Here is a 16,109-nt window from a genome sequence, read left to right on the forward strand (position 1 = left end):
CTCACTTTATTCATAGAGCATGTAGGGCTCGCGCCGGGCTTTGAAGGCCTCGATGTCAGACTGCCAGGAGGCTTTGATCTCCTCGGCGGAGTGGCCGGCGATAATCTGCTTGCGAAGGTCATCAGAGCCGCTTAAGTAGTCGATCCAGTTCTTGACGCCATTAGTCGGACTGTCAAAGAAATCCAGGTCCGGGTTAGCTTCGTGGAAATCGTTGTAGGCATCGATAATGTAGTTAAGGTCAATGCCTGCTGCCCAGATGTCTTCTAAGGGGATGTCCGTCAGGTCTTTTCCGTAACAAGTCTCTCCCTCGAAAGGCGGATTGTCGGCGCCGTCCATGTCCTGCGGCGTGAAGGTGTAGGGATTGGTCTCCTGCGGAAGGTATGGGCTTCCGTAGATCTCGAATGGCGTGTCAGTGCCTCGTCCCACCGAAACGTAGGTGTTTTCAAAAAAGCATGTGGAAGCATAGAGGTAGACAGCGCGCATGTCCTTAAGGTTTGGCGATGGTCTGCGGACCAGCGTTGTCTTCATGTCATGGGTGTAATTAAGGCATGGGATCACGGTCAGGTTGCAGGCGCCTTTCCCGGCATTCAGCCACCCTTCGCCATTGATCATCTGCGCAAGCTCGCCCCAGGTCATCCCGTAAACAATGGGAATCGGGAGCTGGCCCACGCCTGATTTATACTTATCCTGCAGAATCGGGCCGTCCACGTAAAAGCCGTTGGGATTGGGCCTGTCCAGGATGATCACTTCTTTGCCCGCCGACGCGCAGGCGTCCATCAGGTAGTACATAGAAATGTAGTAGGTATAGTAGCGAAGGCCCACGTCCTGCATGTCAACGACAAGGGTGTCGAAGGTGCCCATGTCCTCCTCGGATGGGTAATGCGTGTCGCTACTGTAGAGCGAGAGGATCGGGACTCCGGTCTTTTCATCAATTGAATCATTCACTGCTTCGCCGGCATCTTCCGTTCCGCGGAATCCATGCTCAGGTGAAAAGATTGCCGTGACATCGACGTCTCGCTCTATCAGCGCATCGAGGATGTGCTGGTCTTTGTCGCCCACTATGCCTGTCTGGTTGGAGAAAAGAGCTATCCTCTTGCCCTCAAGGAGCGGGATGTAGGCGTCGAACTGCTCGTCGCCGAGGGTTAGAGGAGCAGGTACAGGGTCGAGGGCTGTGGCCTCTGGCTCAGGATCTAGCTCAGCCTGGGCTTCAGGTTCTGCCTGTGCTTCAGGCGCCGGTTCCGAAAGGGACTCCGATTCCACCTCGGGTGAGGATATAGCCTCGGCCGTCGAAATCTCTTTTGCCAAATTATCTGAACTTCCGCATGCTAAGAAGCTGAGGGCCAAGGCGACTGTCATTAAGATGGTTAGTGGTTTTCTATACATTACAGATGCTCCATGAAGATCATTGGGTGAGCGGTGCAGAACGGAGTCTGCGCCATGTATTTTCCTAAGGTGTCGTCGTTGTCGTCCATGAGGACTACGGATTCAGGTGAAATGCCCGGAAAAAGCTCTTTTACCTTGTTAATGACAATCTGGGGCTTCTCGGCGGCTTCCAGGGTGTAGAAGCAGTGGTCGGCAGGGATCCCGTAGAGGCGTTCCACCATCTCCGACTTCCATGCTTCATGGCCGTGGGGTTCCCTTGATATGCAAAAGAGCCTTTCCACATCGTGACCTTTTATGTAGTTGTACAGGGGCTCGAGCCTCTTGCAGTCAGCGTATATGTTCACGGCGCGGAACTCCGGCGTTCCGTCCAGCTCGTGATGCGCATGGTGCCGGCCGTAGTTGTAGCTGGTAAGAGTGCCGTCGATGTCGAAGAATACTACTGTTTCGGGTTTATGAAGGATTTCCCATATTTCGCTCATGGTGGTGATGTCTCCTATTGTATGATGTAGAACAATTGCACGACAGCACTTCTGCTACTTAAGTCGTGCCAAAACTATTATAGCAAATTAGTGTGCCTGTAAGGCAAAATGGTGAAGGCTGATGCATTCAGCAGGGATGGAATCGCAAAGTTCCACTGCATTTTTCTAAATCATGAATTTGCAGTGGAAAGTTTTTTGCACTTGTTCTGCATGCCTCCACTGCATTTCTCTATTTTCTATAATTGTAGTGGTGATTTTTGAGCAATTAAAAGTCTGTTTTCCACTGCATTTCTTCTGGTCGTACATTTGCAGTGGATACTCAAAGCAAATACTGAGAACGTTTTCCCACTGCAAATAGCGCAAATTCTTAATCGCAGTGGAAAGTCTGCTACAATCGTCCCTAGATTCTCCACTACAAATAGCGTAAACTGATAATTGCATTGGAACAACATATGTTAATTTCAAAAAATTGCGCCGAATAAGGTCAGTACGATAAGGCAAAACCAATGGAGAGTCCACATGGATAAAGAATACCTATATCATGGAAGCCCGATAAGAGTTGATAAGCTCATTCCCAAACAGGCTTATGATACGGGCTTTGAGGAGATTGTACCTGATGAAGTTATTGAAATAAATGTTGATGATTACTTAGATTATTGCATCATTGAGTGAGGAGGATGTCATGTTTAGAAAAATGAGAAGATTTTCTCAGCAAATATCTGAGGAGAAATGTATAGAAATCCTGAAGAATGAGCCAAGAGGCGTGTTATCGGTTCTTGGGGATGACGGCTATCCCTATGGAATCGTGCTTGATCACTGGTACTGCGAGGAAGATGGAAAGCTTTATTTCCACGGTGCCAAGGAAGGGCACAAGCTAGATGCCATCAGGGCTTGTGACAAGGTCAGCTACTGTGTACATGATGAAGGCTATCGCAAAGAAGGTGAATGGGCGCTGAACATCAACAGTGTTGTTATCTTCGGTCGCATGAAGCTTGTGGATGATCCTGAGAAGACTAAGGAAATATGCACTCATCTCTGCCGCAAATTTACTGATGATGAAGAATATCTTCAAAAAGAGCTGAAAAATGCCCTGCCACGTGTCCAATGCCTTGAGCTGACACCCGAGCATATGACAGGGAAACTTGTTAACGAGTCATGAGTGCATCACAAGCCTTGCAATCTCGCAAGTATTTTCTCTCTATTCGAAACCGGGCTGTCTGCGTAGCCCTTTGGTATTGTCAGCTCGATCGTAGCTTTCATGCGGTCGCTGACGGTTCTGCGCGATTTGATTTCCGGGTTTTCTAAGAGGGGCAGGACCACGTAGTACAGCTCATCTTCATCAAAAGACAACGTCTCTCCCTTCACAAATCCTGCAAATGCGTAGGTTTCCGCGTTATCGTCTTCACTGATTTTCTTGCCGAGCTTTCGGGCGCAGTCACCCGGAAGGATGTACTCTTGCATCATGAGGTGGAAAATGTCTTTTAACAGATCAGGGGACATGGCGGCGTCATGATCAGTCATTGCTTCCTTGCAAGCTTCCAGGACGCTCTTGGAAAAGAGCCTGAACTCTTCCATGTCAGGGTCCCAGACAAATCTTCCACGGGCCATCTTGGATAGAGGCAGCTCTTCGTCGTACATCTTGAACTGGACGTAGATGTTGCGCTCGGAAAAAGCTCTTTTGTTCTCAAAGGCATCCCAGGTAAATTCATACGGATCGTAGCCGGAGTCGCCGTCTGATTCGCGGATCTTCCTATAAGCTTCAATGACCTGCCTTATCCGCTCGTCGTCTTCGGGGTCTCTCTCCCCGAGCGGATCTGAGTCCGGGTGGTACAGGATCAGGAGCTTCTTGTATTTGGTTTTTATGGTCCGGGGGTCGTCGGATTTGGTGGCGCCCAGGATCTTATAGGCTTCCTTAAGTGTCATGTTTCAGCCATTTCTCTTTTCTTCGAATTTCTTCACGCGAACCAGCTCTGAACTGTGGCGATTTCCTGAATGTAACCCTCGTCGTCGTTGGGGGTCTCAAGGATGAAGGGCAGGCCTTCAAAGGCCGGGTGCGTTGCAAAGCGCTTCATGCCTTCCATGCCGATAAAGCCCTGGCCGAGCTTTTCGTGACGGTCTTTGGCTGCGCCACAGGGGTTCTTGCTGTCGTTGAAGTGAACGGCCTTCAGCTTGTCCAGGCCGATTATCTTGTCAAACTTAGCCAGGACTCCGTCAAGGTCGCCCACTATGTCGTACCCGGAATCCCAGGTGTGGCAGGTGTCAAAGCAAACGCCGAGCTTGTCCTTCAGCTCTACACGGTCGATGATGGCCTTCAGCTCTTCAAAGTTTCTGCCGACTTCCGAGCCTTTTCCTGCCATGGTCTCCAGCAGCACTGTTGTGTGCATTTCGGGCCAGAGCACCTTGTTCAGGCCCTCGGCTATCTGCTCGATTCCTGCTTCTGCGCCTTGACCTGTGTGTGAGCCGGGGTGGAAATTGTAATATTGTCCGGGAAGCGCCTCCATCTTCTCAAGGTCTTTTGCCAGCATCTCGAGGCCGTTGGCCCTGGTGTCAGCGTTGGCGGAGCACAGGTTCATGGTATAGCTGCCGTGCGCTACAAGCTTGCCAAAGCTCTTTTGACTAAGGATCTCTGACAGCGCTGCGACGTCTGCCGGGTCTACGTCTTTGGTCTTGCCTCCTCTGGGGTTTCTGGTGAACCAGGCGAAGGTATTGCCGCCAAAAGAGACCATCTGATGGCCCATGGCTTCGTAGCCGTTTGTTACTGTAAGGTGACAACCGATGTATATCATTTCTTAGTTTTCTCCCAATGTCTGATGTAGTTTCGTTTATTATAACAAAAAACAGCCACAGATTTTTGCTCTGTGGCTGTAACTATCAAAATGAGTCAAACTGAAACGTCCCCGGTGACTCATTTATTCTTTTGCCTTCAGCCAGCGCTTGTTCTCATACATCTTTACGTCTGCCAGGCGCAGGATATCGTTAAAGTCAAAGCCTGTCTCTTCGGAGCTGCTCTCATAGCCCAGTGCGATTGCGATTGGCTCTGAAGGGTTGTCGTTATTGTATGCAGCTATTTCTTCGTTCATCTGCGGAATGAGACCGGCAACAACAGCGTCACTTTCCGGCTTTTTGATGATAACGGTGAATTCGTCGCCACCTACACGATAGCACTTGCCATCTTTTCCGAATACCTTGTTTATGATTTCGGCGGCGTTCATGATATATCCGTCTCCGGCCAGATGACCCTTGGTGTCGTTGACTTCCTTCAGGTTGTTCAGATCCATGGAGATAATGCTATAGCTCTTTTCCCCGGAAAGCTTCTTTAAGTCGTGGTTAAACGCGGTCCTATTGGCGAGACCGGTTATGGGGTCAGTGTTGGCGAGCTTCTTGTAGTACTCTGCCCTTCTGCCTTTCTCGATATCTTTAAGGGAATCGATGATGTTACGGTTGGCGAGAAGGACTATGTAGCCAAGGATCAGGACACGCCCCCAGACGTCGTTCTGGATGCGCACGCCGGTCCAGTAATAAGCGATCTCCAGGCCTGCGACAGCGATGAGGACCAGCATCGAGGCTGCGTTGAAAATGGCCATGCTGTCTTTTTCTTTTTTGTGGTTCATCAACGTGATTATGGCAGCTGCAACCACATAGATGATGGAGACTGCCCAGGTCAGGTGGGTTATGATGACCGACTGCTTGAGGTCCATGACGCCGGTGAGGGCAAGGACCATTACCACTACGAAATCAATGAGTGAGAGGCAGATCGGGATCCGGTATATGAATTTATCTCTTTTCCATAAAACGGCGCGAATGTACATTACATAAGGCGCGGGTATAAAGATAAGGATCAGGAAAGCGAACACGCCGGCCAGCGCGTTATTGTTGATAAGGACAACCATGGCGTTGGTCTCTCCTGCGGACCAAAGACCTATCAGAACAGCTGTTAAGCCGATATAGACGATCCTGGGTTTTCCGGGAGTAATGCGCCAAATAATATAGGAATAGACGATCATGATCAGTCCAAAGAAAACATCAAGTATGGATGTGATGAGTACCGGTGTGGAATTGGCTATGAGTGACGACTTGAGGTTATAGTAATCTCCCGCCGTAAATTCCGGCGTTGTCGTCGGCGCATAGCTGTCATATACGGATTTGAGTTTGACGGTCAGAGTTGCATCTACATCGGGCACGCGAACAAAATGCCAGGCATTTCCGTTGGAGCGAAGGAATGTCGAGCGGACGCCGATGCTCTCATAAATAATGGATTCGCGTGAATAGACCCGGACATCATTAAATCCGGATGTAAAAGAAAGGCATCCTCCGGCTGCGATGATCTCGGAAGAATCAAATGTAAGCACGCGTGTGCCTGTTTCGTCTATGCTGTCGGTGATCGGAGTCAGCACGACTTTAGTGTATTTTGGGTACATGCTGATCCGGTTCTGTGCACCACCATTAAAGGCATACACTGCAACAATGATGCATGCCACTGCCAGGAACAGGGTATAGATCCGGAGAATTAGTTTATCCATATCGACCTCGGTCACAATACTCGCATAATATTACACTTAATATCATATCAACAAATTATTAAATACAGATTAACGAAATATGATATTTTTGAGCCCTAGGGACGGAGTCAAGGGCTCATTTTTGACCCCTAGGGACGGAGGTTAGGGGTCATTTTGTAGACAAGGAGAAGGACAAGGATAGTCAGGATTGCGTAGCCGATGAGATATCCCGGGTTTCCCATGAATGATGCAAGCCATGACAGCGGGCTATTGGGGATTGGCCAGTTTACGAAGAAGTAGTTGCAGTTAAAGTGCTTGTCGAACAGGTAGATTGGCGGTACAACAAGGCACAGAAACAGCAGAACCCAGTGGATATGCCTGATGGACGGGGAGATTTCTTTTGACATAAAAAGGAGTGCCGGATACAGCACCAGCAGGCCGTGCCAGAGGTAACTGTGAAGGTTTATGAAGTTCAGGACAGGGTAATAGATTGTCCAGTCTGCGAAGATCATGGCGACGAGAGATGCCGGCATGATCAGGGCATATGCGACTTCGCCGAAGTAGGCTTTGGCCAATTTCCAGGGCAGAAACTCACGCAAAAGAAATACGAAGATGCCGATACTGCAGACGTGGAGGGGAAGATAGCCCAATCCGAATTTATGTATGGAGAGGAGAAAAAAGTCTTTTGCCACCTCCAGAACGAGCATGACAAGGGGAATGGCCTTGAGCGCTACTCTCTGCACCCTGCCACTCTTTTTTCCTAGAACGAATAATGCAATTGCTACCAGCGACAATGTTACCGCGACGCTGATGAGATGGGCGGCTCCAAAGAGCGGATAACCCATTTCCGGCGGTATGTCGTCCTGCTGCATCCAGAAGTATTCCATATTTCCATTATATTACTTCCGAGTCTGTCTTCACAGAAAAATGAGCCCTTGACTCCGTCCCCAGGGCTCAAAAAAGCTCCCCACCGGGGTGGGGAGCTGGAAGGATTACCATCTGCCGAAGATGGATCTCTGTGCAATTAGTGCGCCTGTGGTTTCATCGAAGTGGTAGACCTTCAGGAGTATCCATACGATACCTCTCTGGACTTCACCTCCGATGGCGAAGTACTGAACTCCGTCAACTGTGAACCATCCGGTGGTTGCTTTACCGGTCTTCTCATCGAAGTGGTACAGGCTCTCTTCACCTCTTACATTGATGGTCTTAAAGCCCTTGACCATTGCGTGGGTCTGAGGATCAAAGTAGTAGGTTGCCAGGAGTCCGATGAGGAATCCGTCGTGAATTGTGTAATCAAGATTTGCATAGTACTGAGCTCCGTCTACGCTAAACCAGCCTCTTACTGCCTTACCGTTTTCGCTAAAGTAGTAGGTCTTGCCCTTTACTGTCACAAATCCGGTCTGCATTACGCCGAGGTCGTCAGCATCTTCGCTGAAGTAGTACAGGGTCAGGCGGTCAGTCATAAGACCTGTCTGTGCAACGCCCTTCTTCACATAGTAGGTTCCTTCTGCCTCAGTAACGAAGCCGTTTGCCAGCTTGTCACCGTTCTTGTAAAAGACCTTGTTGCCTTCGGAATCTACTTCGTAGTACGCATTTACATGTACATTGATGAGCATTACTGCTTCGTTGTAAGCATCTGTCTCTGCTGCTGTAACTGTGATGATGGCATCACCTGTTGATACGAGGTTAAGTGTTCCATCCTCAGCCACTGTCACAACCTCTTCATTTGAAGAAGCATATGAAAGTGCTCCGTCGCCTGATGTAACTGCATCAAGTACATAGTTGTTTCTTGCAAGGCTTACATTATAACTTGTTGTTCCTGTGATCACCTGATCTTCCTTAGGTACAACAACCTCTTTCTCACGAATGATGATCGCACCCATTCTGCTGGTTGTCGCAGAATCAAATGTGAATGTAAGCTGTCCGTCTGTAACTTCTACATCTGTAAGAACAGCCCAGTTGTATGTTCCTGCTGCGTTGGAGACATTGTAGCTTACGCCCTCAACTGCTCCCTTTACGTTGCTCTTGTATACTGAGTTTGAAAGAACTTCTACCTGATATGTACCGTTCTTTACATCAACCCAGAATTCCTGACCTGCAGGAAGTGCAAAGTCTGTGTAAACATTTGCATCGAGCGCTCCATCAACGGTAAATCCTTCTGATCTACCCTGAGTGAACTGCTCATCATCGCTAAAGCCCCAGCCCTTCTCTTCGGTGTAGAAAGATCCAAGGTCTGAAAGCTTTGTTGTTCCGTTCTTAGGATTAACAACAACTTCTGTCCATCCATCTGCACTCACGCCTGCTTTGATACCAAAGTCAAACTTGTAAAGTGCCTGGTAATCAACTGTAACTGTAAGGTTTGCAACAATTACACTACCCTCGATGGTTCCTGTTGTCTTGTAAGTTCCTGCTGTACTTACATCAATGCCTGCAACGTCCCATGCTACCGGAATATCCTTAACGCTTCCGCTCTTATATGTAGCGCTTACTGTAGCAGGGAGCTTAGAAGCAGCATCAGCATCTCCGATAACAAGCTCTGTAAAGCTGTCTGCAACTGCCACTACATAGTCAGCAACAACATTTACTGTAAGTGTGATCTGAGCCTCTGCATCCCCTTCAACAGTTCCTGCGATCTCATAAACACCGACAACTCCTGTATCAAGTGAAGCTGTATCCCATGTTACTGCCACATCCTTGCTTGTTCCGTTGAGGAATGTTGCTGTGACGAACTCAGGCAGTTTAGCTTCCTGTCCTTCAATAACCTCAACCGCATCAAGCTGAGCATATCCTGTAGCCTTGTTTGGAACAACGGTTACTGTAACTTCTACAGGGTTTGAACCATAGCCTCTTACATTTGCATAAGCTGTGTATGTGCCAACGTTCTCGATATCAACATCGTCAGCCTCGTAGCTAACCGATACTGTCTGGGTCTTGCCTTCAGAGTCTTTTACCTTAACTGTTCCTACGTTGGCCTTAAGAAGATCTGCAACGCTCTGACCCTCTGCAAGTACTGTGTCCTCAACCAGCTGCTGGTTCTGAAGTGCCTGGAGCTGATCTGCATCAATTGATGCGATTGAAACAGTTGTAAGAACTGAAAGTGGAAGTGACTTGTAACTTGTCTTGCCATCAACTACCGCTGCAACTCTGTAGAGGTAGTTTGTATTTCCTTCAACAGTCTCATCAACGAAACTGAATACTGTATCTGCTGAAACACCTGATCCGCTTGCAGAACCGCCCTGAGCTGCCTCATACTTTGCAAGTGCCTCATCATAGTTTGCTGTCTTAACTTCGAATCCTGTGAAGTACATTGCAGCATAGCCGTTCTTAGTAACTGTGTTAACCAGGTTGAGCTTGCCATCTGTAACTTCTACAGTCTGTGTCTCGGAGTAAGTAATCTTATCCGAATTGCCGTGTCTGAAGTCTGCAAACTCTACTCCCTCAGCTGTGAGCTTCTGATAAGAAGCACCTGATCCGTTGTAGATGTACTGTGTTACTTCGTAGCTTCCGTTTGGAACATCAACAACAAATTCGCAGCTTCCGTTTGCGATCCATGCAAGAGCTGAGTCGTAGTAAAGATCGCTCTCTTCGCTCTCAAGTGCTGCATAGGTCTTATTTGAAATTGAAGATACATCGCTAAATCCATAGCCGAGCTCTTCGCTGTACTCTGCAGTTGCTGATACTGCTGTCCATCCGTCCTGTGTGTTTCCTGCGCCGAAGTCGAACTTGTAATCAACTGGCTTTGTAACTTCCGCCGCATTGCCAGCACCTGAACCTGAGCCATCCTCGCTCTTTGCTACCTGATCAAGCTCAGCAACATCCTTAGCTGCAATCAGCTCATACTCGCCGGCATTTCCGTCATCGTCTGCCTTAGCTCTGTAGATCTCATATCCTGTGATCTCGTGTCCGTAAAGCGCACCGTCATTGGCAGGTGTGAACTGAACTTCAACAGATGAAGAACTAATTTCTCCTGCTAAAAGACCTGCTGTAATAAGTCCGTTTGATACAAGGAAGCTTGTGTGTGCAGGCTGGTTATATCCAACGTTCTGCCATGCAACGCCCTCTCTGTAAGCAAGGTCTGTTAAAAGACATGGAATCACATATTCAGTCTGAATAGTAGTCGAGTATACTCTGATCCTGCTGCTGTCTGCAGAACATCTTGCGATGATCTCTTCTCTCCAGTCACCGAGGATATCTGCTACAAGTCCGAGATTTCCCTTGGTTCCGTTACTTGTAAGAACCTCGCTTGACTCAAAGAGGTTTACATTCTGTCCGTTCTCGTAATCCCACTTCTCAATGGTTGTTGTAAGAGGAGCATAAGTGCCTGAATCAAAGGTGTGATCCTGCATCTCTGCAAGGAGGTCGCCGTCCCAGTAAATTGAGAAGTTACTTGGAGGTGTTGCACCCTCATTGACGGTGATCATTGAACTTCCTGATGCGTCAGATGAGTCGTAAATTCCTGAAAGTGATGAGAATACGTTTGCTGTTCTTGTATCCCATGAAGGCTCGTCTGATCCTGTGTATGCAGGATTTGCGATCGACCAGTACTCTGCACCCTCGTATCTCGGGTCGATATCTGATGCAACGCCACGGCCTGTATCTTTTCCTGTGTAGTAACCTGTGAGGACTTCTCCTGTCTCTGCGTCGTGGATCTCTACATGGTATGCAGCATCATCATGCTCGTGCACATCCATTACTTCAAGTCCGGATCTACTTGGGATCCAGTCACCAACGTGCTCTGCATCGCCGTGTCCAAGTCCTGTGCTGTAAAGAACCGATCCGTCATTATCTACTGTAAGTGAACCATAGATGATCTCGTCGCATCCGTCGCCGTCAACATCGTTAACAGCAAGTGCGTGGTTACCCTGTCCCTCGTACTGTGCTCCGGCATTTAATGTGTCGAACTGCCAGTAAACACCGATTGACTGTGTGCCGTCATCAGCAGTTGAAAGGTAGTATGCTGTGAGGCATGTTCTTGTGTAATAACCTCTTGCGAATACTGCAAAAGGAGTTGTTCCGTTGAGATAAGCTGTTCCTGAGAGGAATCTGTCTACTCTGTTGCCGTATGCATCGCCCCATGCAGATACAGAGCCTCTTCCGGGCAGGTACTCAACAGTGTCGATAATAGTTCCGTCTTCGCCGTTGAACATTGAGAAATACTCAGGTCCATCAAGAACGTATCCTGAAGAATTTCTGTAGTCGTTCTCAGTAGAAATTGTAGATGTATCAAGCGCTGCCATGCTGCATGCGCCGACAAATCCTGTCTCATTAAGGTTAGCATCGTAAGTTGTTGTTCCGTCAGCAGTCTTAACAGCGATCTCTGCTGCTCCGTCTGCATCGTAGTCCCATACCTGGAACTGTGTATAGTGCGCACCTGATCTGATATTGATACCAAGATTGATCCTCCACATCAGAGTTGCGCTTCCTGTTGCAAAGTCGATGTCATAAGCATCGAGGAAGGTTGTTCCTGTGTAGCCTGATCCTGAATTGTCTTTTGCATTGCTAGGGTACCACTTAACGATGAGCTCAAGATCGCCATCGCCGTTGAGGTCGCCCACTGACATATCATTAGCTGTATAAGAAGCTGATGTTCCGTCAGGCATTGTCTGGTCTGAAGGTCTGTTTAACTGGAACTCCTGATACTGGTTGTTCCATACTGCTGTTGAAACTGCAGAAAGTCCAAGTGAAGCATCATTTGAACCAACAACTGTGTAAGTGTCGGATGCGCTTCCGCCCTCATCTACGCAGTTGGTAACCTTAAGGCCTTCTGCAATGGCTGCGCCATTTCTATATACGGTAAAAGAGCTTGTGACATTGCCGTTACCATCGAGGTCACCTGCAAATGCTCTCCAGCTAAGGTATACACCGCTTGTGATCTCATTGCCCTCAGCATCGGTTGCGCTGACCTTGGTCTCTGCACCTGCGCCGCCTGCGAGATTGATAGCAACCAGTGCTCTTGATGAGTAGTGCTCAAGTCCGCCTGCTACCAGGTTTCCAGCAACAGGTGTGATGCAGCCAACTGACATCTCACTGAGTCCGCCTGCGTTAAGAGCTGCAACCTTGTAGTAATAATGAATGTTTGTGTAAACTGTATCGTCTGTATAAACAGGGCTCTTTGTCTCGCCTATCTTCTCATAGCCCTTGAATGCCTTGTCGCTCTCAGGCTTCTGTGAACGGTAAACGATGTACTTGATTACGCCCTCTTCTGTGGCATTTGCATCCCACTTAAGGTCAACATAGTGCTGAAGCTCAGTCTGTCCTGCCTCAGGGCTTGTGCATACAAGATTGAGAGGAGCTGAAGGAACTGCTACGCTCTCATCAAGCATTGACTGTGTAACCACGTTACTTGCAGGTGACTCTGTGCCCTCTGAGTTTGTGCAGGTCATGTAGTAGCTGTAGGTTTCACCCAGATCTGCTACCATTGCTCTGCAGTCAAGCTCGCTGTCAAGGAGCTCCTGTGCTGTGAAGGTCTTAGCTACGCTAAACTCTGCGTCACTCTCTGACTTCTGATAAACTGTGTAGCTTACTGCATCATCAACTGTTCCGAAGGATAACAGGAAGTTTGCAGTTGTTGCAGTAAAGCTCAGCTCAGTAATTGTAAGGTTTGAAGGAGCTGTAAGAAGGCTTGTGATCGTCATACCGTTGATATAGTTGTTTGTTCCGCCAACGGTGATGTTGAGCTGGCCATCAGTTACAGCCACTGTGCCTGTGCAGCTTGCGAGAGCCTGCTTGGTTGCTATTGAGCCAAAAGACACTCCTTCTGCATTGTAAGCTACTTTAATAGTGCTGGTTCCGGGAAGAAGGTCACATGCGTAAATTGTAACTTCGTAAGAACCGTTTGGAAGATCTACAGCAAATTCTCCGCCGCCAAGGTTGAAGTCATCAGCCATTGCAGAAGAATCTTTGTTGCCATTGCCATTTCTGTTTCTTCCGTTTCCTGGAGCTGTTATCCAGCCGTAGCCCTTAGCTGCATCATAAGCCTGATCCTGGTTAACGCCTGTCCATCCCTCCATTGTGGGAGAGTTATTGTAGTTAAAGTCGAACTTAAGGCCTGCTTCCTTGGTTGATACTGCGATCACATCGGAGAGTTCACCTGTTCCGAAGCTGTTCCATGCTGCTACAGCGTAGACATAGGTAATTCCTGAGTTGCAACCTGAATCAGTATATTTTGTCTTTGTAGAAACCGAATACTTTGTTGCATTACTGAAATCTACATCAGCTACTGTCTGTCCGTCCTCAAGCTCTGCGCGGTAAATGTAGTACATCTCTGCGCCTGTTGCCTGTGTCCATGACAGTGAAACGCTTGTTGATCCCACAGAAGTGCTCTCAAGGTCAAGTACCTTCTCGGGAGCCTCTGTTGAAGCATCTATTGAAACCAGCTCAGCAAGAGAATCGAGCTGATCGTTAAAGCCAAGTGCGTAATCATTATCTTCTTCGTTTGCGAAATCAAGGATTCCCTGAGCTACTGCCTGAGAGAACTTGAATGCGCCGTACCACTGAAGATGAGTCGCATCGGAAGATCCGCCTGTATATGCACCCTCTGTGTAATCCCCTGCTTCTACTCCGCACAGGAAAAGAGATTTTGCACCCTCTGCACCGAAATCCTCACAGATATCACCTGAACGTGCTGTCAGATCAATAAGAGGAATGTCGTGTTCATTGGCAAGTGAGATCATAACCTGACGGTATGCCTCGAAATTGCTTGACCATGTAACTGTTCCGTCTCCGTTATCTGTGTAGCTGTATCTTGCAACAGGTGTTACAAGTACAGGTGTTGCTCCTCTCTGATAAGCTCCGTCAACGTACTGCATGATGTAGTCGCCAAAGTCGCTGCTAGATACGTAACGGTTAGGTCTTGAGTAGGTGGCATCATTGTGTCCCCACTGGATAAAGAGGTAGTCACCCTGTTTGATATCTTCAAGAATATCTTCGAGCTTACCCTCCTGGATAAAGCTGCTTGAAGAACGTCCGCCGATGGCTCTGTTCTCAACGATGACATTTGCTGTCTCATAAACCTGAGCCTGTGAGAAGTCAGCATCATCAGCTTCCCTCTCTTCAACAAACTCACCGAACCAGTCAGAGAATACCTGGCCCCATCCTGTCTGAGGATAGTAGTAAGCATCGTATGTCTGAACGGTTGAATCGGAAGCGATGTAAAGAGTTGGTTTTGAGCCTGCTTCCTGTGTCTTAAGTCTTGTGATCTTAACCTCTGAAACATATACATTGTTTGTTCCTGCATCACTTATTGATGTAGCAGAACTTGCTGCAAGGAACTTGAGGTTCAGCTGTGAGTCAACCAGGTTTGTCTGGAAGGACACTGTAGCTGATGATCCGCCGCCGACCGTAATTCCGCTCTCCTGTGTAATGTCCTCTGCCTCAAGGTACGCAGAATAGCTTGAATCTGTCGGGTTTGTAAGTGTAACCTCAACCTCGTAGTCCGCATTGTAGAGGTCTACATTAAAGGTTGATGTGTTCTCATATGTGTAAACGCCGTAGCCTGTGCTCTCTGTCTCGGTCCATACCTTGCTTGAGATTCCAAGATAGGAGTCCTCATCAGTTACATGGCTTGCGCTGTCTTCTGTAACGTTTGCTACTCTCGGATAGTAAACATTTCCTGACCAGCCCACCGGGTCTGTATCAAAGTCGACATCGCTAAATCCGAAGCCCGTCTCCTCTGAGTAAACGCTCTCTGATGAGATTCCGTTATCTGTTCCAAACAGGAAATCAGCAACTACAGTATCTTCTACGAAATTTTCATATCCGTCGTCGCCCTGCTCAACTGTAGCAGGTGCAGGCGCTGAGCCAAGAAGCCTTACTGCAGACTTCGCTTTTTCCTTAGCAATGTCGTCATCTGTAGCTTCTGAACTAGCGGAGTCTGCAGCGTCTGCTTCTTCCTCTGTTTCTTCGTCTGTTTCTTCATCTGTCTTTTCCTCGCCATCTTCTTCTGATGCTGTATCCTCGTTTGTGCTTCCCGAGCCTGCTGACGCTTCGTCAAAAGAGCTCTCGGATGAGCCATCAGCTGCTGCCGAGCTTTCTTCTGATGAGGCATCGCTTGCTGCATCAGAACTCTCTTCGGATGAATCTGGCACAGAGCTCTCTAAGGCAGCTGTCTCTTCGGCCGCATAGGACTTAACAGTCGAATATGCAAATACGCTTGAAACTGTCAGTGAAATACTTGTCGCAAACGCTATTGCCCTGACGAGACCGTTTTTTCTCTGGTTCCCCATTTCGTTTTCCCTCCTCTAAGTCTGTCACACCCCCGCAGTATTACTGCAAATTTACGAAATATACCTTTTTCGCCCCGGATATTTCCGCAAATAGTGACAAACTTTATTATATTTTGTTAAAGATTTTATAAATTATTCATATGCGCGGCAATTCATTTACTAACTATCACTATGCAAATTCAACCTTTTTATCGCACAAAAAATGAGCCCCTGACTCCGTCCCAATGTCATTAAGTTAAGATGACACTATAAAGATCTCTACATCTGAAAATGATGTAGGGGTCTTTTTTTCTAAAAACAGTTGACATGTAAGCATAAAAGTGCGGCCGCTTTCGCTACAGATTTATTTTTAGAGGTAGCGAAAGCGGCCCTTGAAATTAGAGGCAAAAGTCTAAATTCAAGGAGGTGCACGTGAAATCAAAACAAGTTAGAGATATTTTACTAAAGGAGATACACAGCGTTTGCAAGTCCATCGATCAGTTCTGTGTTTCTCCGGGAAAGGATTTTGTTAGGAGCAGAAAAAT

At 47.8% G+C, this 16,109-nt stretch carries 9 protein-coding genes; 2 read left to right on the forward strand and 7 right to left on the reverse strand.

The window, feature by feature from the left end:
* Positions 1-6 precede the first annotated feature (6 nt).
* Both G589_RS20225 and G589_RS0115430 read right to left on the reverse strand, forming a co-directional pair.
* On the reverse strand, positions 7-1,383 hold the full coding sequence (locus G589_RS20225) for an exo-beta-N-acetylmuramidase NamZ domain-containing protein (protein WP_196811898.1): 1,377 nt from the start codon (positions 1,381-1,383) through the stop codon (positions 7-9).
* Entirely contained in the window at positions 1,383-1,862 is a 480-nt protein-coding gene (locus tag G589_RS0115430) for a hypothetical protein (protein ID WP_026522766.1), read from the reverse strand. The genes G589_RS20225 and G589_RS0115430 overlap by 1 nt, the downstream gene beginning before the upstream one ends.
* A 519-nt stretch (positions 1,863-2,381) precedes the next feature.
* On the opposite strand from G589_RS0115430, the gene G589_RS21995 reads away from it, so the two are divergent.
* Both G589_RS21995 and G589_RS0115440 read left to right on the forward strand, forming a co-directional pair.
* The gene (locus tag G589_RS21995; protein ID WP_155832562.1) at positions 2,382-2,534 is read left to right on the forward strand and encodes a hypothetical protein; all 153 of its coding nucleotides are present in this window, start codon (positions 2,382-2,384) and stop codon (positions 2,532-2,534) included.
* A 10-nt stretch (positions 2,535-2,544) separates the two neighbouring features.
* Positions 2,545-3,021: a pyridoxamine 5'-phosphate oxidase family protein gene (locus G589_RS0115440; RefSeq protein WP_026522767.1), complete on the forward strand. Its 477-nt coding sequence runs from the start codon at positions 2,545-2,547 to the stop codon at positions 3,019-3,021.
* 5 nt (positions 3,022-3,026) lie between these two features.
* On the opposite strand, the gene G589_RS0115445 is transcribed toward G589_RS0115440, so the two are convergent.
* From G589_RS0115445 to G589_RS21380, 5 genes are all read right to left on the reverse strand, one after another.
* The gene (locus G589_RS0115445) at positions 3,027-3,785 is read right to left on the reverse strand and encodes a J domain-containing protein (RefSeq protein ID WP_026522768.1); all 759 of its coding nucleotides are present in this window, start codon (positions 3,783-3,785) and stop codon (positions 3,027-3,029) included.
* A 32-nt stretch (positions 3,786-3,817) separates the two neighbouring features.
* On the reverse strand, positions 3,818-4,648 hold the full coding sequence (locus G589_RS0115450) for a deoxyribonuclease IV (protein ID WP_026522769.1): 831 nt from the start codon (positions 4,646-4,648) through the stop codon (positions 3,818-3,820).
* A 123-nt stretch (positions 4,649-4,771) separates the two neighbouring features.
* Positions 4,772-6,382, reverse strand: a complete 1,611-nt coding sequence (locus tag G589_RS0115455; protein ID WP_026522770.1) for a sensor domain-containing diguanylate cyclase — start codon at positions 6,380-6,382, stop codon at positions 4,772-4,774.
* Positions 6,383-6,510: 128 nt separating this feature from the next.
* Positions 6,511-7,248 carry a YwaF family protein gene (locus G589_RS0115460; protein WP_026522771.1) on the reverse strand — a complete coding sequence of 246 codons (738 nt, stop codon included), beginning with the start codon at positions 7,246-7,248 and terminating at the stop codon, positions 6,511-6,513.
* Between the two features lie 105 nt (positions 7,249-7,353).
* Positions 7,354-15,585 carry a rhamnogalacturonan lyase family protein gene (locus tag G589_RS21380; RefSeq protein ID WP_051192442.1) on the reverse strand — a complete coding sequence of 2,744 codons (8,232 nt, stop codon included), beginning with the start codon at positions 15,583-15,585 and terminating at the stop codon, positions 7,354-7,356.
* Between the last annotated feature and the right edge of the window lie 524 nt (positions 15,586-16,109).

The sequence above is a fragment of the Butyrivibrio sp. VCB2001 genome (assembly GCF_000423965.1).
Classification (GTDB): domain Bacteria; phylum Bacillota; class Clostridia; order Lachnospirales; family Lachnospiraceae; genus Butyrivibrio.